At 65.9% G+C, this 24244-nt stretch carries 20 protein-coding genes; 14 read left to right on the top strand and 6 right to left on the bottom strand.

What is annotated here, in order from left to right; all coding sequences use genetic code 11:
* Positions 1-90: 90 nt before the first annotated feature.
* Together hslU and hslV are read right to left on the bottom strand one after the other, a co-directional pair.
* The gene (gene hslU, locus E7811_RS08125) at positions 91-1389 is read right to left on the bottom strand and encodes an ATP-dependent protease ATPase subunit HslU (RefSeq protein WP_136394014.1); all 1299 of its coding nucleotides are present in this window, start codon (positions 1387-1389) and stop codon (positions 91-93) included.
* Positions 1386-1943, bottom strand: coding sequence for an ATP-dependent protease subunit HslV (hslV, locus tag E7811_RS08120; RefSeq protein WP_136394013.1), 558 nt, complete (start codon positions 1941-1943; stop codon positions 1386-1388). Before hslV ends, hslU begins: the two co-directional genes overlap by 4 nt.
* 325 nt (positions 1944-2268) lie before the next feature.
* Here hslV and E7811_RS08115 point away from each other — a divergent pair, with 325 nt between their 5' ends.
* The 9 genes from E7811_RS08115 to E7811_RS08075 all read left to right on the top strand — a co-directional run bounded on the left by E7811_RS08115 (position 2269) and on the right by E7811_RS08075 (position 15913).
* Entirely contained in the window at positions 2269-5223 is a 2955-nt protein-coding gene (locus E7811_RS08115) for an Ig-like domain-containing protein (RefSeq protein WP_168732951.1), read from the top strand.
* 11 nt (positions 5224-5234) lie between these two features.
* Positions 5235-6590, top strand: a complete 1356-nt coding sequence (locus tag E7811_RS08110; protein WP_136394011.1) for a TolC family protein — start codon at positions 5235-5237, stop codon at positions 6588-6590.
* Positions 6591-6613: 23 nt separating this feature from the next.
* On the top strand, positions 6614-8815 hold the full coding sequence (locus E7811_RS08105) for an ATP-binding cassette domain-containing protein (protein ID WP_136394283.1): 2202 nt from the start codon (positions 6614-6616) through the stop codon (positions 8813-8815).
* Complete coding sequence (locus E7811_RS08100) at positions 8812-9990, top strand: HlyD family efflux transporter periplasmic adaptor subunit (protein ID WP_136394010.1); 1179 nt, start codon at positions 8812-8814, stop codon at positions 9988-9990. The genes E7811_RS08105 and E7811_RS08100 overlap by 4 nt, the downstream gene beginning before the upstream one ends.
* Before the next feature lie 86 nt (positions 9991-10076).
* A complete protein-coding gene (locus E7811_RS08095) occupies positions 10077-10934 on the top strand; it encodes a flagellar motor protein MotB (RefSeq protein WP_136394009.1) in 858 nt (285 codons plus the stop codon).
* Positions 10935-11033: 99 nt separating this feature from the next.
* Entirely contained in the window at positions 11034-12341 is a 1308-nt protein-coding gene (locus E7811_RS08090; protein WP_136394008.1) for a flagellar hook protein FlgE, read from the top strand.
* Between the two features lie 13 nt (positions 12342-12354).
* Entirely contained in the window at positions 12355-13812 is a 1458-nt protein-coding gene (flgK, locus tag E7811_RS08085; protein WP_136394007.1) for a flagellar hook-associated protein FlgK, read from the top strand.
* 68 nt (positions 13813-13880) lie between these two features.
* Positions 13881-14822, top strand: coding sequence for a flagellin (locus E7811_RS08080; protein WP_168732950.1), 942 nt, complete (start codon positions 13881-13883; stop codon positions 14820-14822).
* Positions 14819-15913: a flagellar basal body P-ring protein FlgI gene (locus E7811_RS08075; RefSeq protein WP_136394005.1), complete on the top strand. Its 1095-nt coding sequence runs from the start codon at positions 14819-14821 to the stop codon at positions 15911-15913. Before E7811_RS08080 ends, E7811_RS08075 begins: the two co-directional genes overlap by 4 nt.
* Before the next feature lie 378 nt (positions 15914-16291).
* On the opposite strand, the gene fliP is transcribed toward E7811_RS08075, so the two are convergent.
* From fliP to fliF, 4 genes are read right to left on the bottom strand one after another with little or no spacing between them, the layout of a single operon-like run.
* Positions 16292-17017: a flagellar type III secretion system pore protein FliP gene (fliP, locus tag E7811_RS08070; RefSeq protein ID WP_136394004.1), complete on the bottom strand. Its 726-nt coding sequence runs from the start codon at positions 17015-17017 to the stop codon at positions 16292-16294.
* A 2-nt stretch (positions 17018-17019) separates the two neighbouring features.
* A complete protein-coding gene (locus E7811_RS08065; RefSeq protein WP_136394003.1) occupies positions 17020-17289 on the bottom strand; it encodes a FliM/FliN family flagellar motor switch protein in 270 nt (89 codons plus the stop codon).
* Positions 17286-17879, bottom strand: coding sequence for a FliH/SctL family protein (locus E7811_RS08060; protein WP_136394002.1), 594 nt, complete (start codon positions 17877-17879; stop codon positions 17286-17288). The genes E7811_RS08065 and E7811_RS08060 overlap by 4 nt, the downstream gene beginning before the upstream one ends.
* Positions 17876-19456 carry a flagellar basal-body MS-ring/collar protein FliF gene (fliF, locus tag E7811_RS08055; protein ID WP_246020263.1) on the bottom strand — a complete coding sequence of 527 codons (1581 nt, stop codon included), beginning with the start codon at positions 19454-19456 and terminating at the stop codon, positions 17876-17878. The genes E7811_RS08060 and fliF overlap by 4 nt, the downstream gene beginning before the upstream one ends.
* 148 nt (positions 19457-19604) lie before the next feature.
* On the opposite strand from fliF, the gene E7811_RS08050 reads away from it, so the two are divergent.
* From E7811_RS08050 to E7811_RS08030, 5 genes are read left to right on the top strand one after another with little or no spacing between them, the layout of a single operon-like run.
* Entirely contained in the window at positions 19605-20084 is a 480-nt protein-coding gene (locus E7811_RS08050; protein ID WP_136394000.1) for a flagellar basal body-associated FliL family protein, read from the top strand.
* A gap of 9 nt (positions 20085-20093) precedes the next feature.
* Positions 20094-20465 (top strand): hypothetical protein, encoded by a 372-nt coding sequence (locus tag E7811_RS08045; protein WP_136393999.1) that lies wholly within the window; start codon positions 20094-20096, stop codon positions 20463-20465.
* Entirely contained in the window at positions 20462-21040 is a 579-nt protein-coding gene (locus E7811_RS08040; protein WP_136393998.1) for a MotE family protein, read from the top strand. The genes E7811_RS08045 and E7811_RS08040 overlap by 4 nt, the downstream gene beginning before the upstream one ends.
* 52 nt (positions 21041-21092) lie before the next feature.
* A complete protein-coding gene (motA, locus tag E7811_RS08035) occupies positions 21093-21962 on the top strand; it encodes a flagellar motor stator protein MotA (protein ID WP_136393997.1) in 870 nt (289 codons plus the stop codon).
* A complete protein-coding gene (locus E7811_RS08030) occupies positions 21962-24139 on the top strand; it encodes a hypothetical protein (protein WP_136393996.1) in 2178 nt (725 codons plus the stop codon). Before motA ends, E7811_RS08030 begins: the two co-directional genes overlap by 1 nt.
* Positions 24140-24244 lie beyond the last annotated feature (105 nt).

Genomic DNA, 24244 nt, shown 5'->3' with positions numbered 1-24244 from the left:
CATCCCATTCATTCGCCACCGCGGCGCCAAAGGTCAAGCGGCCATAGGGACGTCGCCCCGGGTCAGGCGGCAGGACACCGCCGGTCCTGGTTACAGAACGTAACGGCTCAGGTCGGCCGATTTCGCCAGTTCGCCCAGGTTTTCGTCGACAAAGGCGGCGCTCACGGTCACGGCCTCTCCGCTGCGGTCCGGCGCGTGGAACGACAGGTCCTCGAACACGCGTTCCATCACGGTGTAAAGCCTGCGCGCGCCGATGTTTTCCACACTGCGGTTGACCTCTGCGGCGATCCCGGCAAGCGCCTTGATCCCGTCTTCGGTGAAGGTCACGGTCACGCCTTCCGTTTCCATCAGCGCCGCGTACTGGCGCGTCAGGGCGTTGTCGGTTTCGGTCAGGATGCGCACGAAATCTTCCTCGCTCAGCGCGCGAAGCTCGACCCGGATCGGCAAACGTCCCTGAAGCTCGGGAAGCAGGTCCGAAGGTTTGGCGATATGGAAGGCGCCCGAGGCGATGAAAAGGATATGGTCGGTACGAACCGGCCCGTATTTCGTCGAAACGGTCGTTCCCTCGATCAGCGGCAGCAGGTCGCGCTGCACCCCCTCGCGGCTGACATCGGCGCCGCGCGCATCGGCACGGGCGCAGACCTTGTCGATCTCGTCGATGAAAACGATCCCGTTTTCCTGAACGGCCTCAAGTGCCGCCCCCTTCACGGCCTCGTCATCCAGAAGCTTGTCGGCTTCTTCCCCGATCAGGATCTCGTGGCTTTCGGAGACGGTCATCCGCTTGCGGGTCCGCCGCTGAAATGCTTTGCCGAACAGGTCCTGAAGGCCCTGCATCTGCATGTCCATCCCGTTGCCGCCCATCACCATAGGGAAACCGCCGCCCGCATCGGTCAGTTCAAGCTCGATCACGGTATCGTCCAGTTCGCCGCGGCGCAGCTTCTGGCGGAACATCTCGCGCGTCTGTTCGCGGGCGTCCTTTCCGGCAATCGCCTCGATCACCCGGTCCTCGGCGGCACGCTGGGCGCGGGCCTTCACCTCGTCGCGCATCCGGGCGCGGGTTTCGATCATCGCGGCATCCACCAGGTCGCGGATGATCGAATCCACGTCCCGCCCGACATAGCCCACCTCGGTGAACTTCGTCGCCTCGACCTTCAGGAAGGGCGCGCGTGCCAGCCTGGCCAGGCGGCGGCTGATTTCCGTCTTGCCGACACCGGTCGGCCCGATCATCAGGATGTTCTTGGGATAGACCTCGTCGCGCAGGTCATCGCCCAGTTGCTTGCGCCGCCAGCGGTTGCGCAGCGCCACGGCCACGGCGCGCTTGGCATCCTTCTGCCCGATGATGAAACGGTCCAGTTCGGAAACGATTTCGCGCGGGGTCAGGTCGGTCATTTGCGGATCGTCTCCACCGTCAGGTTGCCGTTCGTGTAAACGCAGATGTCGGCGGCGATCGCCATGGCGCGCCGTGCGATGTCTTCGGCGGCCATGTCGGTGGACATCAGCCCGCGCGCGGCGGCCAGCGCGAAATTGCCGCCCGATCCGATTGCGGCGACGTCATGTTCCGGTTCCAGCACATCGCCTGCACCGGTGATGACGAAAAGCTCTGCCCCGTCGGTGACGATCAGCATCGCCTCGAGATTGCGCAGGTACTTGTCCATGCGCCAGTCCTTCGCCAGCTCGACACAAGCCCGCGCCAGTTGCCCCGGCATCGCCTCGAGCTTCTTTTCCAGCCGCTCCAAAAGCGTGAAGGCATCGGCCGTCGATCCGGCAAAGCCGCAGACAACATCCCGGCCCCCTGGCGAAAGCCGCCGCACCTTGCGGGCGGTGCCCTTGATGACGGTCTGGCCAAGGCTCACCTGACCGTCGCCGGCAACGACCACCTCACCCCCCCGGCGCACCGCAAGGATCGTGGTGCCATGCCAGCCGGGGAACCTGTCTTCTGCCATCGCAATCTCCATTTCGTGCCAACCTATATGGCGAGACGCGAGGCGCGACACAAGTTCGGCACCGTTACGGCGCAGGGGCCGATTTTTACTACCTTTGAGACAACAAGGCCCCAATTGGAAAAGGGCGTGTGATTTTGGACACAAAATATAGTGGCCGGGTAATCAAATTGCGCAAACTGGGGGGAAATTTACACAAAAAGCGCCACACCCGCATCGAACCTCTAGAAATTGTGGCAAAATAGAGGTATCCGTTGTCGCAATGGGTCCGAAAGTGACCTGAACACAAATGCCGGGGGCAGTCCCGGTTCGAGGCGGAGTAGTAAAGATGGCCCAGGCGATTGATTTCGCCGTTCGCAATGCTGCGGGCGGAATTGTACGTGGTACGGTAGGCGGTGAGGGCAGCAGCTTCATTCCCGTCGGAACCGGAGAAAGCGTCTCTCTCAACATTTCCAGCGCATCGGTGGTGTCGTATGAACGCCAGGGCGCGGATCTCATCATCAAGCTTACCGATGGCAGCACGGTCACCCTGAACGGGTTTTTCAACGATGCTGCGGTGGCTGACAACCGGCTTTACCTCAGCTCGGATGGCGTGATCTCGGAGGTCATGCTGAACGACAGCGGCAATGGCCTGATCTATGCCGAATACGGCCCGGCCCAGGGCTGGGACAAGTATTCCGCGCTGGATGACCTTCGCTTTGCGCAATCGGACGCGGCGGCGACCTACGGCGAATACACCGATGAACCGGCGGGCATGGGCTTTCTAGCACCGGGTCTGCTGGGCGGGCTCGGCTCTGGCGCGGCTGCGGCTGCCGGTGCAGGCCTTCTGGGCGGCGCAGCCCTTCTGGGCGGCGGCGGTTCGAACGCCGGTGGCGGTGACGGTGACGGCGACGGAGGTGGTAACGGCGGCGGCGATGGTGACGGTGACGGCGGTGGCGACGGCGGTGGCGATGATCGCGCCCAGCCGACGGTGGATCGTCCCAACGCAACCGACACGCTGACCACGAATACCGAAGATCCGCGCCTTGTCGTGACCGGCACGGGCGAACCCGGCGATGCCGTGACAGTGACGATCGGAACGGAAACCAAGACCACGACGATCCGTCCGGATGGCACATGGGGCGTTACCTTCCCCGAAACCGATTTTCCTGCCGACGGCACCTATCGGTCCGAGGTCGTTTTCACCCAGCCGGATGGCACGACGACCGAAATGAACGGTCCTCGCTTCGTGATCGACATGACGCCGCCCGAGGTAGAGGCGACCGCCGGCGTGGAAAGCGCAGGCGATGTCGAGAACGCTGCGGAATACGCCGATGGCGTGACGATCTCTGGCGAGGGCGAGGCGGGCGCCGCGATCGTCGTTACGATCGACGGTCACAGCCAGTCGACCACGGTTGCGGCAGATGGCACATGGTCGGTGACCTTCACGCAATCGCAGGTGGCGGCCGGCGAATACAGCATCCCCGTGGTGATCACCGCGACCGATGCCCTCGGCAACCAGACGACGATCAACGAAACGCTTGTCATCGACACGCGCACCTCGGTCACGATCAATTCGCCCGTCGCAGGCGATGACATCGTCAACGCCGCCGAAGCGGCGGCGGGCGTCACCCTCACGGGTCAGGCGCAGCCGGGATCGACCGTGTCGGTGGAATGGAACGGCACGACGCGGCAGGCGACGGTCGCGGCGGATGGCAAATGGTCGGCCAACTTCCCGGCCGCCTCGATCGCGGCGGGCACCTATGCGGCGACGGCAACCGTGACCGCGACCGATGCGGCGGGCAACACGGCCACGGCTACCAAGTCGATCCGTGTCGATACAGAAATGTCGGTTGCGTTCAATGACGGCCAGGCCGGTGGCGACAACACCATCTCGGGCGCGGAACGGACGGCATCGGTTGCCCTGACCGGAACGGCCGAACCGGGCGCCACGGTGCAGGTTAGCTTTGAAGGTATCACCAAGACGGTGACGGCCTCCCAGAACGGAACCTGGACGGCGACCTATGGCGCATCGGAGATCCGCGCGGGCACCTATACCTCGACCGTGACCGTCTCGGCGCGGGATGCGGCCGGAAACGTGGCGACCGACAGCCATACGGTGCGGGTCGATACCGAGGTGCGCAACTTCACCCAGTCGCCCGACACCAGCGCGGTCAAGGCAGATGCGATCCTGAACGGCGCCGAAGCGGCGGCAGGAATGACCGTCACCGGCACCGTGGAACCGGGTTCGACCGTGATGGTCAGGTTCGGATCCGGCACCACCCGCGAAGCAACCGTCCGGGCCGATGGCACGTGGTCGGTCGTCATTCCCTCGGGCGAAATTCCGGCTGGCGAGAATTCGGTGACCTTGACGGCGACGGCAACCGATGCGGTCGGCAACACATCGACGCTGACGCAGCAAGTCGCGGTCGATACGCTGGTGCGCAACCTCGCGCTTCAGGGCAGGATCGCCGGCGATGACATCCTGAACGCCGCCGAAGCCGCGCAGGGCCTGGTTCTGCAAGGATCGGTGGAACCGGGTGCCTCAGTGGTGGTGCAACTTTCGAACGGCGCCGAAATGACCGTTCGCGCCAATTCGAACGGACGCTGGGTGGCGAATTTCGCGGCCTCTTCGCTGCCGGCGGGCGAAATGGACATGGTGGCCACTGTCACCGCGACCGATGCCGCCGGGAACGTCGACAGCTTCACCCGCGACTTCCGTCTGGACACGATCGCGCCGGAATCGCCAGATGTGGTGTCCTTCTCGCGCGACGCCTCGGGTCTTCGCGGTATCGGCACGGAACTGACGGACGATATCTACAGCTTCGCGCGGATCGACGCCTCGGGCGCATCGACCACGGTCAACGCGGTCCGGTCCGACGACACTGTCTGGGACGAAGCGAACTTCCGCTTCAGCTCGACCGTGCCGGATGGCAGCTATCTGGTCATCAACAACTCGGACGAGGCGGGCAACACGGCCAGCACGCTGCTGATCGTGGACAACACCAGCGGCGTGGATGTGGATCTGACCCGCTCGGGCCTGACCCGCTTTGACCTGGCGGCGATTGACCTGACCTTTGCGCCGGATGCCGACCTGACGATCACCGAACAGCAGCTGATCGCGCTGACCGGGCCGGAAAACAGCCTGATCGTCAAGGGCGACGCCGACGACACCGTGACCGCCACCGGCGCGGAAGGCACTGGCCAGACGACCGTGATCGGCGGTCAGAGCTATGTGGTCTATACGCTGGGTGACAGCGGCGCGAGCCTTCTGGTCGACGACGACATCAACACCGTCATCTGACGGAGGCCGGAATGAAACGGCCGGTCGCAAGCAGGACAGGGGCCGGGGCGGTTCGCCTCGGTCCGCTGATGGCTCTGGCCCTGATCCTGTCGGGATGCATGGATGCGGGGAACGGGGTCGTCGGCATGTTCCGCATGTCCGACGATGCCCGCCCCGATACCGTGACGAGCGAACCCCAGGGCGAACTTGCCGCCGCAGGCAACCAGGCGGAAACCCGGTCGGCGATCATCGACCAGCTTTCCGAACGCCGATCCATCATCACCGATGGTCCCTACGCACAGGTCGCGCAGGCGGTGCTGTCCGCCTCGGCCGGGGCGGCGCAGGCCGAATTGCGCGTGGCCAGCCTCACCGCCGAAGCGAAGTCGAAGAACTGGCTGCCTTCGGTCGGGCCGTCGGTTGATCTAAGCTCGCTCGGTTCGGTCGCGGCATCCATTCTTGTGGAACAGGTCCTGTTCGACAATGGCTACAAGAAGGCCGAACGCGCCTTTGCCGCAGCCGATGTCGAGGTCGCCGCCGTCAATCTTTCGATGGACATCAACCGCCGCATCCAGGACGGGCTGATCCATTACATCACCGCGCAACGTGCGCAGGAACAGGCCCGGCTGGCCGAAACGGCGATTGCCCGGATGGGCGAATATGAACGCATCGTCGCCGGGCGGATCGAAGGCGGCCTGTCGGACCGGTCCGAACAGAACGTCATCATCCAGAAAACCTCGGAGATGCAGGCCGCGCTGACAGCAGATCGCAACGCGGCGTCCCTCGCCATGGCCGAGCTGAACGCCATGGCCTCGCATCCGCTGGATGGCATTGCCGGGCTACAGCTGCTGCCTGCCGATCCGGGCGGGCCAGAGCCGCTTTCCGTCCTCAAGGCGCGGGGCGAAGGTGCCCGGAATGTGGCCGAGGCGCAGATGGAACGCGCCGCGCATCTGCCGGGGCTGAAGGCTGCCGGCTCGATCGGAAGGGGCGGGTTGACCGGGGGCCTGAGGTTGGGTGCCGACCGGCTGCTGGGCCTTGGGACCGGCGCACAGCTTGAGGCGCTGGATGCCGCGGGCGAAGTCGCAGACCGGCGCGAGGCCGAGGAACGCCAGGATGCCGCGCGGCGCCTTGTGGCCCTGCAGAAGGAAATCGACGCGCTGCGCATCCGCGAGGCAGAAACCAAGAACGTGCTGGAACAGACACGCGGCAGCCTTTCGCTTTTTACCGAACAGTACAAGGTCGGCCGCCGCCCGCTGATGGAACTGGTCGGCATGTATGAAACCCTGTCCGGGCAGGAACGCGAACACGCCTCGCTGAAATACGAAATCGCGATCCGCCAGGTCCGGATGGCGGCGGAACGCGGCGTTCTGGTGGATGGAGCGCGCTTGTGACGGATCGCGTCATCGCCTTCGACATGAACGCGGCCCGCGTGGCGGGATCGGCCCCGGCACGCCCTGTCGCGGGATCACCGGCGGCGGCCCCGCCCCGGATGGACCCGCGTCTTGACGGCCGGGCCGGTCTGGCGGTGGTGCTTGCCGCGCTGACGGGCCACGAAATTTCGCGCACCGATCTGCTGGAACACCTGCACCAGAAGGCAGGGGAAAGCGGCGCCTTACCGGCTCTGCGCGACCTCGCGCGGGGCATGGCGGCCCTGGGCCTGAAACCTGCGCTGGTGCGGGAAACCTCTGGCCGGCCTGGCATCTGGCCCGCGCTGGCGCAGATGTCCAATGGCCAGATCGTCCTTGTGCTGGACGAAACAGAAGCCGAATTCACCGTCTACAACCCCTCCAGCGCCGACCACCGCGACGACGTGCCCCGCGCCGATTTCGAAAGCGTCTTTACCGGTCACGTCCTGCGGCTGAAGCAGCCCGTCGCCGCGCTGGAACGCCGCCACCTTCCGCGCCTGTCCGCCGATCACTGGTTCTGGGGACAGTTCGGCCGTTTCCGCCGCCAGATGATCGAGGTGGCCGCCGGGTCGCTGGTGGCGAACCTGCTGGCCGTCTCGGTCGCCCTTTTCTCGCTTCAGGTCTATGACCGGGTGATCCCGCACCAGTCCGAGGCGACGCTGTGGGTCCTGGCGATCGGCGCGATGCTGGCGTTGATGCTTGAGGCGGCGCTGAAGGTCGCGCGGTCCACCCTGATGGATTCGACCGGGCGGCAGATCGAACTGACGGTTCAAGGGATCCTGATGGACCGGCTTCTGGGCATGAAGGTGCCGCCTTCGGAACGCCAGCCCAGCCAGGTCTTCAGCACGATGCGCGAATTCGGCGCGGTGCGCGAATTCTTCACCGCCTCGACCATCGGGACGCTGGCCGACATTCCGTTCGTGATCATCTTCCTTGCACTGGTGGCAACGATCGGTGGCAATCTGGTGTGGGTTCTGATCGCGGGCGGCCTGCTGATGGTGCTGCCCGGCTTCCTGTTCCAGAAGCGGATGGTCGCACTGACGCAGGCCACGCAAGGGGCCAGCATGCGCGCCTCGAAACTGCTTTACGAGGCAGTGTTCGAACAGGAAACCGTCACCACCCAACGCGCACAGGGCCGCATCCGCCGCATATGGGCGGAACTCAACGCCCTGACTGCCGCGAAATCCTCGGATCAGCGCAAGCTTTCCTCGCTTCTGACCTACTGGGCGCAGGGCGTGCAGCAGGCAACTTACGTCACGGCGGTCGTCGTCGGAGCCTATCAGGTCTTTGCCGGAAACTTCACGGTCGGCACGATCATCGCGATCGGCATCCTGACCAGCCGGACGCTTGGCCCCCTGGCGCAGCTTTCCTCCACCATGGCGCGCTGGACCAATGTCAGGGCGGCGCTGGATGGTCTTGATACGCTGGTGAACACGAACCAGGCCGAAGACCAGTCCCGCACCTATCTGCGCCGTGACGAGATCGCGGGCGCTTATGAGCTGCGCGCGCTTGAGTTCCGCTATGATCCGCAGTCCGCGCCAACGATCGACATTCCGGCAATGGCCATACCCGCGGGCCAGCATGTGGCGGTTCTGGGCACCAACGGATCGGGCAAATCCACGCTGCTTCGGCTTCTGGCCGGGCTTTATGAGCCCACCGGCGGGCGCGTTCTGCTGGACGGGCTCGACATGGGGCAGATCCACCCCCGCGACCTGCGCCGCAGCCTGGGATACCTGGGTCAGGACGTGCGGCTGTTTTCCGGAACGATCCGCGACAACCTGAACATGAACGGGCTTGAGCGCGACGACGACCGTCTTCTTGCCGCGCTGGATTTCGCCGGGCTTGGACCTTTCATCCGAAACCACCCGCGCGGTCTGGATCTTGAAATCCGCGAACTGGGCGAGGGCCTGTCGGTAGGCCAGCGGCAAAGCCTTGGCTGGGCGCGCCTTTGGCTGCAGGACCCGAAGATCGTGCTGCTGGACGAACCCACCGCTGCGCTGGACCAGACGCTTGAATCGACACTGGTCAGCCGCCTGCACGGATGGCTTGACGGGCGAACGGCCGTAATCGCGACGCACCGCGTGCCGATCCTGCAGCTGACCAGCCGCACGCTGATCCTTCAGAACGGGCGGCTGGCCGTGGATGGCCCGCGCGATGCGGTTCTGGCGCATCTGACGAATGCGCGAACGGCAGGGGGGGCGGCGCAATGACGGTGATCCTGGATGACGGGTTCGAAAACCGGATGCAAAGGCCAAGCCTGACGGTCTGGATGATCGTCGTCGCGGTGGCCGTGTTCCTGCTGTGGTCCGCCTTCGCCTGGGTCAGCGAGATCGTCCGCGCTTCCGGTCAGGTCGTATCGTCGTCGCGTCCGCAGATCATCAGCAATCTGGAGGGCGGCATCCTGGCGGAACTGGACGTTTCCGAAGGCGATGTCGTCGAACCCGGCCAGGTGCTGGGGCGGCTGCACGGCACGCAATATCAGTCCGCCGCCCGCGATCTGGCCGATCAGGTGGCGGCGCTGGAAATCCGCAGGCTGCGGCTTGAGGCCGAAATGGCGGGGCGCGACCGCTTCGAGGTGCCCGGGGATCTTGCCGCCCGCGTGCCCGAAATCGCGGCATCCGAGGCCGCGCTGCTTCAGGCCCGACAGGGCGATTTCCGCGGCAGGCTGGACGGTGCCGCGGCGGTGCTGGAACAGGCGGCGACAGAACTTCAGCTTCTGGAAAAGATGCACCAGCGCGAACTGGCGCCGCTGATCGAGGTGACGCGGGCGCGCAAGTCCCATTCGGATGCGCAGAACCGCTACAGCGACACGCAGACCGAGATGGAGTTGCAGCAGGCCGGGGAATATTCCGAAACCCTGACCGAACTGACATCGCTGCGCCAGAAGCTGACCATCGCCGAGGATCAGCTGCGCCGCACCACGCTTGTGGCCCCGATGAAGGGCGTCGTGAACAAGCTTTCGGTGACGACCATCGGCGGGGTCGTGCGGCCGGGCGAAGAGATCCTGCAGATCATCCCGCTTGAGGACGAACTCTTCATCGAGGCGCGGGTGAAACCCGAAGACATCGCCTCGGTCCGGCACGACCAGGATGCCACGATCAAGCTGTCGGCCTATGACTACACGATCTATGGCACGCTCAAGGGCAAGGTCCATTTCATCAGCGCGGACACGTTCAGGGACGAACGGTCGCGCAACCCCGATGGCGATCCGCACTATCGCGTGACGGTGAAGGTCGACATGACCCAGCTGACCGACCGGCAGACCCGGCTTGAAATCCGCCCCGGCATGCTGGCCGAGGTCGAGCTTCAGACCGGGGGCAAGACCATCCTCAGCTACCTGACCAAGCCGCTTTACAAATCGCGCGAGGCGCTGCGCGAACGCTGAGGGCCAAAACCCTAAAATCCAACAGGTTAAACGCCCATTCACCCAGACCGGGTATTCCTGTTCGCGGGTGTAAATGGGTGTGGTGCATGGCCGGGCAATCAAATGCCGCGCCAGTCATCATCAAACGGAAGAAGGTCGTCGGGGGCGGCGGTCATCATGGTGGGGCCTGGAAAGTGGCCTATGCGGATTTCGTGACCGCGATGATGGCATTCTTCATGTTGATGTGGCTGCTGAACGCGACGACGGAGAAACAGCGCAAGGGTATCGCGGATTACTTCAACCCGACGATCCCGATCAACCGCATCTCGGGCGGGGGCGAGGGCGCCTTTGGCGGCGACAGCATCTTTACCGAACAGCAGCTTGCCCAGACCGGGACCGGCGCCAGCAACATCCGGCCGACCGAGGCGAACGCCGCCCGCGGCGAGATGCGGCAGGCCGATCAGCCCGGCGTCGATGCCCAGACGATGCAGCGCGACACCGAGGCGATCGAACGGGTCATCAAGGCGCTTACAGCATTGGGCGGGGAAAGCATGACGATGCAGCAGGCGCTGCGTCATGTCGTGACCCGCGTCACGGATGAGGGGCTGGTCATCGAGATCTTCGATCTGGAAGGGCGGCCCCTGTTCGTTGACGAAACCGCCAGTCCGTCGCACACGATGGCGCTTCTGGGCGATCTTCTGTCCGAGGTCCTGAACCTTGCGGAAAACCCGGTGGCGATCAACGCGCATGTCCGGTCCTTCCCGATCACCCTGATCGACGATCCCACCTGGTCGATGACCGCAGACCGGGCGATGGCGATGCGCGACCTGCTGGTGTCCGCCGGGCTTCCCGACGGCCGGATCGCGCGGGTGACAGGCCATGCCAACCGCCGACCGGTCACGGCCAACCCGATGGCTGTCCGCAACAACCGGGTAGAACTGGTTCTGCTGCGGAGTGATCGCTAGGGGAAATCGGTCGATCTTTATCTGTTAGGCGGCTGTTAAGCGCTTTGCGGCAAGCCTCGGTCTGCAAAAGGGATCGAAGCAGCAGAAAGGCGCTTTCGAATGACGATTTCCTCCTCGCTGAATGCGGGCGTGGCCGGGCTGAACGCCAATGCCACGCGGCTTGCCACCATTTCCGACAACATCGCGAACTCGGCGACCTATGGCTACAAGCGCGCGGTGACCGATTTCCAGAGCATGGTCATCAGCGAGGCGCCAGGCGCGGGCACCTATTCGGCCGGAGGGGTGCGCGCCTCGACCGAGCGTCTGATCAACGAGAAGGGCGCACTCGTATCCACCTCGAACGCGCTCGACATCGCGGTATCGGGGCGTGGGATGCTGCCGGTGACGCCCTCTGTCGGGCTGGACACCAACATCGGCGACAGGACCCTGATGATGACGACCACGGGGTCGTTCAACCCCGATGCCGACGGCGTCCTGCGCACGCAGTCGGGCCTTGTCCTGTTGGGATGGCCCGCCAATGCCGACGGCACGATCCCGGTCTTGCCGCGCGACACGATCGCGGGCCTTGTGCCGGTCGTGGTGAACGCCAACCAGCAGGCGGGCGATCCGACAACGCAGATGAAGCTGGGCGTGAACCTGCCCGCCACCCATACCGTGGCCGGCGCCGCAGGCGATACGCTGCCGCTTTCCGTGGAATATTTCGGCAACCTCGGAACCTCGGAATCGCTCGACATCACCTTTACGCCCACCGTTCCGGCAACGGGGGCCTCAAACGAATGGACGCTTCAGATCCGCGATTCGGCGCAGGACGGGGCCTTGATCGGGGAATACACGCTGACCTTCGACGACACGCGCGGCAATGGCGGGACGCTGGCCAACGTGACGGTGGTTTCGGGCGGCACCTATGACGCGGCCACCGGCACGCTTGACCTGACCGTCGGAGGCGGGCCGCTGACGCTGACCATCGGGCGGCTTGGCGATCCGAACGGGTTGACGCAACTGTCCGACAGTTTCGCGCCCACCTCGATCACCAAGAACGGGTCGCCCGTGGGAAACCTGACCGCGGTCGAGGTCGATGAGAACGGCTATATCATGGCCACCTACGACACCGGCTTTACCCGGCGTCTCTATCAGATCCCGCTGGTCGACATGCCCAACCTCAACGGGTTGATCGCGCTGAACAACCAGACCTATCAGGTTTCGCCCGAAAGCGGATCGTTCTTCCTGTGGGATGCGGGCGACGGGCCGACGGGATCGGTCGTGGGCTATGCGCGCGAAGGGTCCACCACCGATGTCGCGGGCGAATTGACGGCGCTGATCCAGACGCAGCGCGCCTATTCCTCGAACGCCAAGGTGATCCAGACGGTGGACGAGATGTTGCAGGAAACCACCAACATCAAACGCTGACGGGTAGGGCCGGATGACCATTTCCGCCACCCTGTCCAGCGCCCTTTCCGGGCTTCAGGCCGCAAGCCGCGCCGCCGAACTGATTTCGTCGAACGTGGCGAATGCCATGACCGAAGGCTATGCCCGGCGCGAGCTGGAACTGGCCGCGCGCCGCGTCGGCGACAGCGGACAGGGGGTTTCGATCACGGGCGTCAACCGCCTGACCGACCCGGCGTTGACCTCGGACCGCCGCATGGCCGAGTCTGATCTGGCGGGCGGGTCCGAGATCGCGGATTTCCTTTCGGGGCTTCTGGATGCCATCGGCAACGCCGAGGATGCAGGCTCGCTTTCGGCAGGGATAGGTCGGCTTGACGCGGCCCTTGTGACGGCGGCGGCCAATCCCGGCTCGAACGCGCATCTGGCGCAGGTCCTGGATGCGGCCCGCGCGGTTGCCGATGGCATCAGCCGGATCGGCCGGTCCATTCAGACAGCCCGCAATGCCGCAGACAACCGGATTTCGGCCGATGTCGCCACCGTGAACCAGACGCTGGCCCGGATCGCCGATCTGAACACGGAAATCCGGGGCCAATCCAGCGCAGGCCGTGACCCGTCGGCGCTGATGGATCAGCGCAGCCAGATGGTGGACAGGCTGGCCGGTCTCCTCCCTCTCCGCGTCGTGGACAGGGATCACGGGCAGATCGCAATCTACACGACCTCTGGTGCAGTGCTGCTGGACGGTCGGCCATCGGTTCTGGGCTTCACCCGTGCGGCGATGGTCACGCCTGAAATGACGATGGCTTCGGGCGGGCTGTCGGGGCTGACGCTGAACGGTGTGCCGATGACACCCGGCACACAGGGCAGCCTTGTCAACGGCGGCGCACTTGGCGCCCGGTTCGAGATCCGCGACAGGCTTGGCCCGCAGGCACAGGCCCGGATCGACGCGATCGCGCGCGACCTGATGGAACGGACGGCCGATCCCGCCGTGGATCCGACGCTGGCGCCGGGCGCACCCGGCCTGTTCACCGATCTTGGCGCGACCTTCGATCCGCTGACCGAGGCGGGGCTTGCCCAGAGGCTCCGGATCAACGCGGCGGTCGATCCCCTTGCGGGCGGCGCGATCTGGCGGTTGCGCGACGGGATCGGCGCGGCCGCTCCGGGCCCGCCGGGCGATCCATCGCGCCTTGCCGCGTTGCGCGGCGCGCTGTCCGATCCGCGGCTCGCGCTGTCCGCCGATCTCGCGGCGGGGGCGACCTCGGCCACGGGCCTGGCGGGCGCGTTCCTTTCGCTTGCGGCCACCGAATACGGGCAGGCCGACCTGAAATCCACCTATCTGTCCAGCCGCCATTCCGGGATGAAGGCGCTTGAGCTTCAGAATGGTGTCGATACCGATCAGGAAATGCAGGCACTGTTGCTGGTCGAACAGGCCTATGCGGCCAACGCGCGTCTGATCCAGACAGTCGACGACATGATCCAGACCTTGCTGGGGATCTGACGATGCTGCGCTTTCCCGCCTTTGGTGATCTGGCCCAGACCTTTCAGCGAACAGCCCAGATGGGGCAGATGAAAACGGCCATAAACCGATCGACGACCGAAACGACCACCGGCCTTGTCCATCGGACGGCCACGCATCTGACCGCCCGCAACGACAGCCTCGTCGCGCTGGAAGCATCGCTTCAGCGGCTGGACGCCTACGCGCAGGCGCGCGGCGCGGTGAACCTGCGCATCGACGCCGTGCAATCAGCCCTCGAGGCAATCGATGACATGTCATCCGCCCTTTCGGTCGATCTGATGAATGCCACGGCCTCGGCCCACGCCGTCACCGTCGACACGCTTGCACGCGACAGCGCCACCCGTTTCGAGGCGACGGTGGGCCTGCTGAACGGCAGGCTGGCGGAACGCGCGCTGTTCGCGGGCCGAGCCGAGGCCGGCCCTGCCTTGCGCCCCGCGCAACAGATCCTCGATGAATTGCAGACGGTTGTCGCGGGCGCCGTCTCGGCCGCCGATGTCGAGACGCTGGCGGGCGCCTGGTTCGACGATCCCGCGGGCTTTGCCGCCTTCGCATACCTGGGCGGTGATGCGGCCCCGGGCATCCCTGTATCGGACACCGACAATGTGGCTGTGCCCGTTACCGCCGCCGATCCCGCGCTTCGCGACACCTTGAAGGGCCTCGCCATGGCCGCGCTGCTGGATCGTGGCGCGCTGGCCGGCCTTGACGCGCAGCGCAAGGATCTGGCCGCACGCGCCGGGCAGGTGCTGTTTGCCGCAGGGTCCGACCGGACGATGCTGGCGGCATCCCTTGGGGTTGTGGCCGACCGGCTTGACCGGATCGGCACGCAAGGCGCCGCCCAGCGGAGCGGGCTCGAGATCGCCCGCGTCGGGCTGATCGGCGTCGATCCCTTCGCCTCCGCCACCCGCCTGCAAGAGGCGCAGCGCCAACTGGAAAGCGTGTTCGCGATCACCGCCCGCATGTCGCGGCTGAACCTGATGGATTTCCTGCGATGAAACGGTTTTTCCTGATCCTTGCGATGCTTTTCTGTGGCCCGGCCGTGGCCGAACAGATCCGCATCAAGGACCTCGTGCAGTTCGATGGCGTCCGGGGCAACGACCTTGTCGGCTATGGTCTGGTCGTGGGACTGAATGGCACGGGCGACGGATTGCGCAACGCGCCCTTCACCGAAGAGATCATGTCGAACCTGCTGGAACGCCTGGGCGTCAATGTCGCGGGCGAGGATTTCCGCCCCAAGAACGTGGCGGCGGTGCTGGTGACGGCAACGCTTCCGCCCTTCGCGCGGTCCGGGGCGCAGATCGACGTTTCCGTCTCTGCCATCGGGGATGCGAAAAGCCTTTTGGGCGGGACGCTGGTGCTGACGCCGCTCAACGGTGCCGACGGGCAGGTCTATGCCGTCGCACAGGGGACAATCATCGCCGGCGGCGTATCCGCCGAAGGCGCTGCGGCGCGTGTCGTGCAGGGGGTGCCGACCGCCGGGATCATCCCGAACGGCGGGCGGATCGAACGTGAGGTCGCCTTTGATTTCTCGACGCTCGAGATCATCCGCCTCGCGCTTCGCACGCCGGACTTCACCACCGCGGCCCGGATCGAGACGGCCATCAACCATGCCTTCCGCAAGCCCGTGGCGGCGATGATCGATCCGGGCACGGTCACCCTCGATCTGACAGGGTCAGGCGCATCGCCTGCCCATGTGCTGCAAAAGGTGGAAAACCTGCTGATCGAACCCGAACGCCGCGCCCGAGTTGTGGTGGACCAGAGATCGGGGACAATCGTCATGGGCGAGGATGTGCGGATCAGCCGGGTGGCGGTGGCGCAGGGCGGCCTCACCCTTCGGGTTGAGGAATTTCCGGCTGTGATCCAGCCGAACCCCTTTGCAGAGGGGGAGACCGTGATCGTTCCGCGCACCGCCGCCGGGATCGAGCAGGATCCGGGAACCGGTCTTGCCGAGGTGTCGGGCGGCACGAACCTGTCGGACCTGATCGCGGGGCTCAATGCCCTTGGCGTGGCACCGCATGACATGATCGACATCCTGAAGACGATCAACGCGGCCGGCGCGCTGCATGCAGAATTCATCGTCAACTGATCCGGTGCCAACGCGGCAAACGCTTGCGGCCTGTCGACATGTGCGGCGACCCTGGCGGTGCTGCCTGGCCGCGGATGGACCGGCTGGTCGATCGCAGCGGGGCATTTCACATGTTCCGGCGGTGCCATTGGAAAATTCGCGCCGATGAAAGCCGCAACGCTTGTTGGACTTGGCGCCTGGCCCGGACTTGCGCCTGGAAAGGCAGGCTTGGCCCTCGGTTTCTTTCCGGGCATGCAAGGCAGTATCAGCAGAGGTCCGTTCATCCCGTTAGCGGGATCTGCGCGCTGATCGCGGCCCTGATGGCCCGGCGTCACCGCGACTCTCCACAGGACGCGCCATCGGGCACGGCACATTCGGGCTGGGAGCCCTTCGGGTGGATCACAGGTAGCTTTTCACCAGTGCCTCGGAAACCAGCGTCCAGCCGTCGGCCATAACGAAGAAGGCCAGCTTGAACGGCAGGGCGACCGTGGCGGGCGGAACCATCATCATACCCATCGACATCAGCACCGCCGAAACGACCAGATCGATGATCAGGAACGGCAGAAAGACCATGAACCCGATCTCGAACGCGCGCTGCACCTCGGTCAGCAGGAAGGATGGCACAACCAGCGAAAGGGGCGCCGCCGCCGTGGGTGTGATCGCTTCGTTTCGCAGCCCTGCAAGCGTGGCATAGGTTTCGCCATCCAGCCGCGCGAGCATGAATTGGCGGAACGGGTCGATCATACGCGGGATCGCCTGTTCCACCGGCAGCGCGCCTTCGGTCATCGGCAGAACCCCGTCGTTCCAGGCAGCCATCAGCACCGGGTCCATCACATACCATGTCAGGAACAGCGCCAGGCTGACGATCAGCATGTTGGGCGGGGCCGATTGCAGCCCGATCGCCTGCCGCAGGATCGAAAGCACCGTCACCACGAAGGGAAAGCAGGTGACCATCACGGCGATGCCCGGAAGCAGGCTGAGAACGGTGATAAGCAGGATCAGCTGCACCACCGTAAGCGACAGGGAGCCCCCCGCCCCAGCATCGAAGCTGAGCGTCTGCGCCGCCAGCGGCCCGGCCAGCCCGACCAGAATCGCCGCGAGACCTGCCGCCCGGAAAGGGCACATGGTCAAAGGCCCCCGGACAGATTGACAAGCTCGGTCAGACGGACCGCCAGCTGCCCGGCCTGGTCGCCCGAAAGCTCCTGCAGTTCTCCACGCGCGATCAGCCTGTCACCGACGTAAAGTTCGACCGGGTCATCGACCCGGCGATCCAGCGCCAGCACGGCATCTGGCCCCATCCGCATCAGCGCCCGCACTGTAGGCCGGGCCCGCCCGACCGCTACGGTGATCTCGATCGGAACCGAGGAAAACGGGTTGGCATCGATCGCTTCGGTCATCCTGGGTCTCCCGTCGGGGGGGTTTGAAAGAAGTCGTCCATGGCGGCGCGGATGCGCGCCACGCTGTCGGCAAGGTCGATAAGCCGTTCTTCGGGCGCGGCCCGCAGCAGCACCTGTTCGGGCGGCAGGCTGGGTTCATCCAGCAGAAGGACGGAAAGGCCGGTCGTTGCCTGAAGCATGGGTTCGACCAGCGCGCGGCTTCCGGGATGGACATGAAGGGCGAGCGGTGCCTCAAGCGCCTGTCCGGCCGCCTTCGTCACCTCTTCCAGCACGACCGCACCAAGGGCGGCACGCGCGATCTCGGGCAGGATCGTGTCGGTCAGGGACCGGATCACCGGGGCCAGGGCGCGCAGCAGAAGACCCCGCGCCTCATGATGCGTGAAGGCCAGCGCCTGAAGGTTGCGCGCCGCAGCAAGCTGGCGGGTCCGAAGATCGCTTTCGTCGGACGACGATGCGTCTTCCCACCCTGCCGCGTAACCTTGTTCGTAGGCGGCAAGTTTCAGATCCTCCAGATAACCGCTGTCGGCCATCACGGCCTGATCCGGGGCGTCCGCCTGGCCTTCGAAGACCTCAAGCCGGAGCGGGCTCATCTTTGCGCCTCGTCTGCGGTTTCAAGCCAGCCCCGCAGGATCTGGACCGATTCGGCCTGCCGGTCTGCGATCAACCGGCGCAAGCGGTCCATCGGGTCGTCGGCCTCGGTATCCGTGCCATCGTCAAGCGATGGCAGGATCTCGCCATCGGCCACACGATCCACTGCCCGCCCGACAAGCGCGCCGCCCTCAGCGTCCGGTCCGCCGATGGCCGCAACGGCCCCCGTCGGCAGAAGGGCCGCGGCATCATCGGCGATGCGTGCCCGTGCCCCGGTCAGGGCCGGACGCAGCACGAAAAGACCAAGAACGATCGCCACCAGCGCCAGCAGCGCGACCGACACCAGTTGCATGACGTCGATCCGATCCATGATCGACCAGCCCTCGGCCGTGGCCTCGGTTCCCTCGACGGGAGCGGAGCCGAAGGCGAGTGACCGGATCGCCAGCGTATCGCCCCGCGATTCGTCCAGTCCGACCGCCGACGCCACAAGTTCGCGCAGGATGGCCAGTTCTTCCTCGGGGCGGGGCTCGATGGTGGTGGACCCATCGGCGGCAGTCACGGCGACGCCATCGACCAGCACCGCCACGGAAAGCCGCCTGATCGAACCGGGCACGCGCAGCACCTCGCGCATGGTTTCGGATACCTCGAAATTCGTGCGTTCCCGCGTTTCGGTCTGGCTGCTTTGGTTGCCCTCGCCTTCGGCGCCGTCCCCGTCGGGCAGGTTCGATGCCACGGTCACCGACCCCTCCGCCCCAGATTCCGACGAAGCACGCTCTTCAGTTTCCGTGGATACCGCCACGCGCCCCTTTGGATCGAACAGACGTTCGGAAATCGATTCGCGCTCGGTGACGAGTTCCGCACTGACCTGCACGATCGCCCGGCCTGGGCCGACGCGGGCCTCAAGCAGGCGGGTGGCGCGGTCGCGCAGTTCCGCCTCACGGTCGGATCCCCCGGTCGGGCCGGGGCCGGCGCCTTCCGGGTCGGTGATCAGGCCACCAACGCTGTCGATCACCGCGACATCGGCAGGGGACAGGCCCGCCACCGCCGCCGCAACAAGGTGGCGAATGGCGCGTGCCGTATCCGGCGGCACCTGGCCGGTCGCCGTTGTCAGCGTCACGCTGGCCGTCGTGCCGGTTTCGGGTTGAAACGGTTGCGAAGGTGCGCGGGCGATGTGCACGCGGGCGGCCCTGACCATCGGGTTTGCCAGGATCGTCCGGGCAATCTCTCCTTCCTTCGCGCGCCAGTACGCGGCGTCGAACATCTGCGATGTCGTCCCGAAACCCGAAAGCCCGTCCAGCAGTTCGTAGCCCGCCCCCCCGGTTTCGGGCAGGCCCTGCCCGGCGAGCGTCAGCCGCAGCTGATCGCGCTGCGCGGGATCGACATAGATCGCATTGCCCCGCACCTCATAGGCAGTGTTGGCGGCGTCGAGTGCCTCGATCACCGCGCCTGCGTTGCGGCCATCAAGCCCGGCGAAAAGCAGCGCGCGTTCCGTCCGGCTGCCTGCCCCACCGATGAAGATCAGCGCCGCGAAGACGCCCATCGTCGCCACCGCAACGATGATTCGCTTACTGATATCCATTCCGGACCACAGGGAAAGAAGATTGGACACGCCCGAGTCTCCATCGCTTCGGCTTCTGCCGCCTCGGGCCGACATTCGCCAAACCGGCTTAAGAAACGGTTAGCCAGATCGGGGCTATGCATGGGCCGTGATCCATCAGGAGCCGACGATGGCGGAACCCACCGAAGCCGAACCCCCCAAGCCCCGGAAACGTTCGAGGCTTGGCTTGATCATCGCCCTTGTCCTTGCCGCCGTTCTGGGTGGCGGCGGGTTCTTTGCCACCTATTCCGGCCTTCTGTTCGGCGGCGGGGCGGAAAAGGCGGATGGTGCCGATGCGGCACCGCTGCCCGAAATCGCCTTTGTTCCGGTCGATCCGCTGACCATCACGCTCGGCAACGGCGGCTCGGTGCGGCATCTGCGCATGGCCTCGCAGCTTGAGGTGTCACCCGCCCATTCGGCCGAGGTGGCGCTTTTGATGCCGCGCATCCTCGACGTGATGAACGGCTATCTGCGGGCCGTCGCCCTGCGGGAGCTGGAGGATCCAGCGGCGCTTGTCCGTTTGCGCGCGCAGATGCTGCGCCGGATCCAGATCGTTTCCGGCGAAGGCCGGGTGCGCGATCTGCTGATCACCGAATTCGTGCTGAACTAGGAGGCGGGAATGGACCTGATTTCGGATCTGATGCTTGGCCTCGGCAGTCTGGGTGCGGCGGCCTACTGCTATGTCCTGGCGCGCCGGTTAAAGCGGTTCTCGACACTGGAAACCGAAATGGGCGGGGCCATCGCCGTTCTTTCGGCGCAGGTCGATGACATGACCCGCGCGCTGAACCGTGCGCAGGCAGCCGCCCGCGAAAACGCCGACCGGCTTGAGACGCTGACACTGCGGGCCGAGGCCGCGGCGGCCGGGCTGACAGCGGCGGAACAGGCGCATGCGGCACGCGCGCCTTACGAAGGCGCGCCCATGTCCGACACGTCGCGGCGGCTGCGCTTTGTCCGCCGCCGTCCCGTCGAAGCGGATGAGGTGCTGACATGAAGCGCCTTTTCTATCGCCTCGGTCTTGGTGTCCTTGCCGTTGCGGCACTTCTGATGGCGGCATCGGGCGCCGTGCGGATCGGCAGCGGCATCGGTCTTGCCATCGCCCAGACCCAGGTGGCCGACAGCCCGCCCGACGACACCGCGGCAGCGCCGGCGCACTGCCCGGCGCCCCCGGCCGAACTTGCCCGTGCCCTGCGGGAACGCGAGGCGGCGCTGGCTGCGCGCGAAGCCTCGCTGATCCGGCGCGAGGCCGCCGTCGAGCTTGCCGAACAGCTTTCCCGCCAGCGCCTGAATGACATGGCGGCTGCCGAGGCCAGCCTCGCAAGGATGGTCGCCCGTGCCGACAGCGCAGCAGAGGATGATCTTGTCCGGCTGACCTCGCTTTACGAGGCGATGAAGCCCAAGCAGGCGGCGGCGATCTTCGACCAGATGGTGCCCGAGTTTTCGGCCGGGTTCCTTGGCCGGATGCAACCCGACATCGCGGCGCAGATCATGGCGGCGATGACCCCCGAAAACAGCCATTCCGTGACGGTGCTGCTGGCCGGGCGCAATGCGCGCGCGCCCGTCGAATAGGCCGCAAACGGCTTTGAAGACAACGCAACCTACCCAGTGAAGGAGCCTTTCCATGTTCGGCATCATCGGCATCGCCGTGATCTTCGTGATGGTCTTCGGCGGTTACATGCTGGCCGGCGGAAAGATGGGTATCATCCTCAAGGCCCTGCCGTTCGAGATGATCATGATCGGTGGTGCGGCGATCGGGGCGTTTCTTTTGTCCAACGATCTGGCGTCGGTCAAACATGCGCTGAAGGACATCGGCAAGGTCTTCAAGGGGCCGAAATGGAAGCCTGCGGATTACCGCGATCTGCTGTGCCTGCTGTTCGAACTGATCCGGGTGGCACGCAACAATCCGGTCGAGCTTGAAGAGCATATCGAAAATCCGGGAACGTCGGCGATCTTCTCGCGCTACCCCAAGATCCAGAAGGATCACGAGACGATCGACCTGATCTGCGACACGCTGCGCGCGGCGTCCATGAACTATGACGACCCGCATCAGGTAGAGGATGTTCTGGACAAGCGCATGGAGGCGAGCCAGCACCACGCGCTTCATTCCAGCCACGCGCTTCAGTCGATGGCCGATGCGCTGCCCGCCCTGGGTATCGTGGCCGCCGTTCTTGGCGTGATCAAGACGATGGGTTCGATCGACCAACCGCCCGAGGTGCTGGGCAAGATGATCGGCGGCGCCCTGGTGGGCACCTTTCTTGGCGTCTTCCTCGCCTACGGGATCGTCGGCCCCTTCGCAGTGCGGGTGAAGGCCGTTGTCGAGGAGGATGGGCATTTCCACCACCTGATCCGCGAGGTGCTGGTGGCCAACCTGCATCGGCATCCGCCGAACATCTGTATCGAGGTCGGTCGACAGAACACGCCGCACCACGTCCGCCCCAGTTTCCAGGCCGTGGAAGAGGCCGTGCGCAGCCTGAAACAGGATGCGGCGTGATGCGCGCGCTGGCCCTTCTGTTGTGCATGATCTGGTCCGCCATGGCCCAGGCCGCCACGGTCCGGGTGACATCGGGCGAACATGACGGGTTCACCCGCCTTGTGGTCGATGCGGGCGCGGGCACGGGGTGGAGCCTGGGCGCGACACCCGACGGATACGAACTGCGACTGTCGGGTCCCGACCTGGCCGTTGACCTGAGCGGTGCCTTCCGCCTGATCGGCCGGTCCCGCATCGCAACGCTTGAGGCCGCGCCCGCCACGCCCGACGGGGCTGCGCTGCGCCTGGTCCTCGGTTGCGGCTGCCATGTGCAGGCTTTCGAATTCCGCCCCGGCGTGCTGGTTCTCGACGTGCGCGACGGACCGCCGCCGCCCGGTTCCGCCTTCGAACAGCCGCTAGCGGCGCGACGCATGGCAGAGTCGCCGCCACCCATTGCCCTTCGACCCCGTCCGCGCCCGTCCGCGCCCTATGTGGGCGCGACCTTGCCGCCCGTTGCCCCTGCCGCCCCGCCGGCCCCCCTGCCAACTGTCTTGCCGGCAGACCAGGCCGCCTTCGGAACCGAAGCGATCCAGACGGAAGAGGCGCGGCAAAGACTTTTGCGGGACCTGAGCGACGCGGCCGCTCGCGGTGTGGTACAGATGGCGCTGCCGGAAGGCGTGGTCCCGCAGCGGGACGGGCAGGCGACAGCGCACGCCGGGGCAGGCCAGATCCGTGCCGGGCTGGACCTTGGCCTTGTCATCCTTCCCGATCAGGATGCAAGGCCCGCCATGATGCCGGATGGCGCCACCTGCCTGGATGACCGCCGCCTGCGGCTTGCCGACTGGGGACAGGCCGAAGACGTCGCAGCCCAACTTGCCACCGCCCGGCAGGGCCTTCTTGGCGAATTCGACCACACGAACCACGATGCGCTGGCCGACTATGTGCGCCTGCTTCTCTATCTCGGTTTCGGGGCCGAGGCGCGTCAGGCCATCGAATCCTTCCAGAGCCAGCACGAAGATCGCGGGATCTGGGCGGCGATGGCATCCATTCTTGACGGCGAGGCAGGGCCGGGTCCGTTTGCCGGCATGGCGGCCTGCGACGGCGAGGCCGCCCTTTGGGCGACACTTGCCGCTGACAAGGTCACGCCGGATGCGGATCGGGCGGCGGTCATCCGGGCCTTCAACGGCCTGCCGGTTCACCTGCGACGCCAGTTTGCCCCCGATCTGATCGGCAAGTTCACCGCCGCGGGCGATACCGCCACGGTCTTTGCCCTGCAATCGGCGCTGGAACGTCCGCTGGCCCCGTCGGACCCGGCGGCGGCGCTGCTGCGGGCGGAACAGGCGCTTTCGGCGGGGGAACATGCCCGCGCCGAGGCCGATCTGAAAACCGCAACGAATGACCATTCGCGGGCCACCGAAACCGGCGTGGCACCGCTTGCGGTAACGCTCGCCGCGCAGGACAAGCCCGTGCCGCCCGAAATGATCACGCAGATCGAGGCGCTGCTGCACGAATACCGCGGCAGCCCGGAAGAGCCGATGCTTGAAAACGCCTTGGCCATCGCCGCCGCGGCGGCTGGCCAGTTCGATCTGGCCTTCCGCGCCCGGCCTGACTCAGGCGCGGCCGATCCGGAAATCTGGCGCCTTCTGGCCCGCAACGCGGGCGATGACGAGTTTCTGGCGCGCGCCGTGATCCCGGCATCAGACGTGCCTGGCACCCTGCAACCCGGGCTTCGGCTACGGGTTGCCGAACGGCTTCTGGGGCATGGATTTGCCGACCATGCCCTGGCGTGGATTTCCCCCGAACTTCGGGATCCGGTAGGCCACCCCGAAGCCGCCACCCTGGCCGCGCAGGCCAATCTGGAACGCGGCGATCCCGCTGCTGCGTTGCGCCTGATCGCCGGCCGGGATGGCGAGTCGGCAGAACGGATCCGGCTTGCCGCCCGGTCGGCCCTGCAAGGCGCGCCGGTTCCGGAAGGGGGGCCAGAGGCCGCACCCATGGCCGGTCTGCTTGCATCGCGCGCCTGGGAGGCCATCGCCGAATCGGGTGATCCCGTCTGGTCGCCGGCCGCCGGCCGCGTGCTTCCGCAGCAGGGGCCGCCGGCCAGACCCGGTCCGGTCGGTGCCTCGCGGGTGCTGCTGGATGACAGCAATCGCACGCGCGCCACGCTGGATGCGTTGCTGGCGGCGACAGCCGCGCCCTAGGCCCGGATGCGATGTGCCGAAACTGTCCGTTAACCGCGATGCCCGAGGATCGCCGCAGGTCGCCCGCAATGGCCTGATCGGTCGAACGCCGATCAGGCCACGGCG

This window comes from Aliigemmobacter aestuarii (assembly GCF_004799285.1).
GTDB classification, from domain to species: domain Bacteria; phylum Pseudomonadota; class Alphaproteobacteria; order Rhodobacterales; family Rhodobacteraceae; genus Aliigemmobacter; species Aliigemmobacter aestuarii.
Note: the sequence above shows the minus strand (reverse complement) of the source record. Positions and strands in the feature narration are given on the sequence as shown.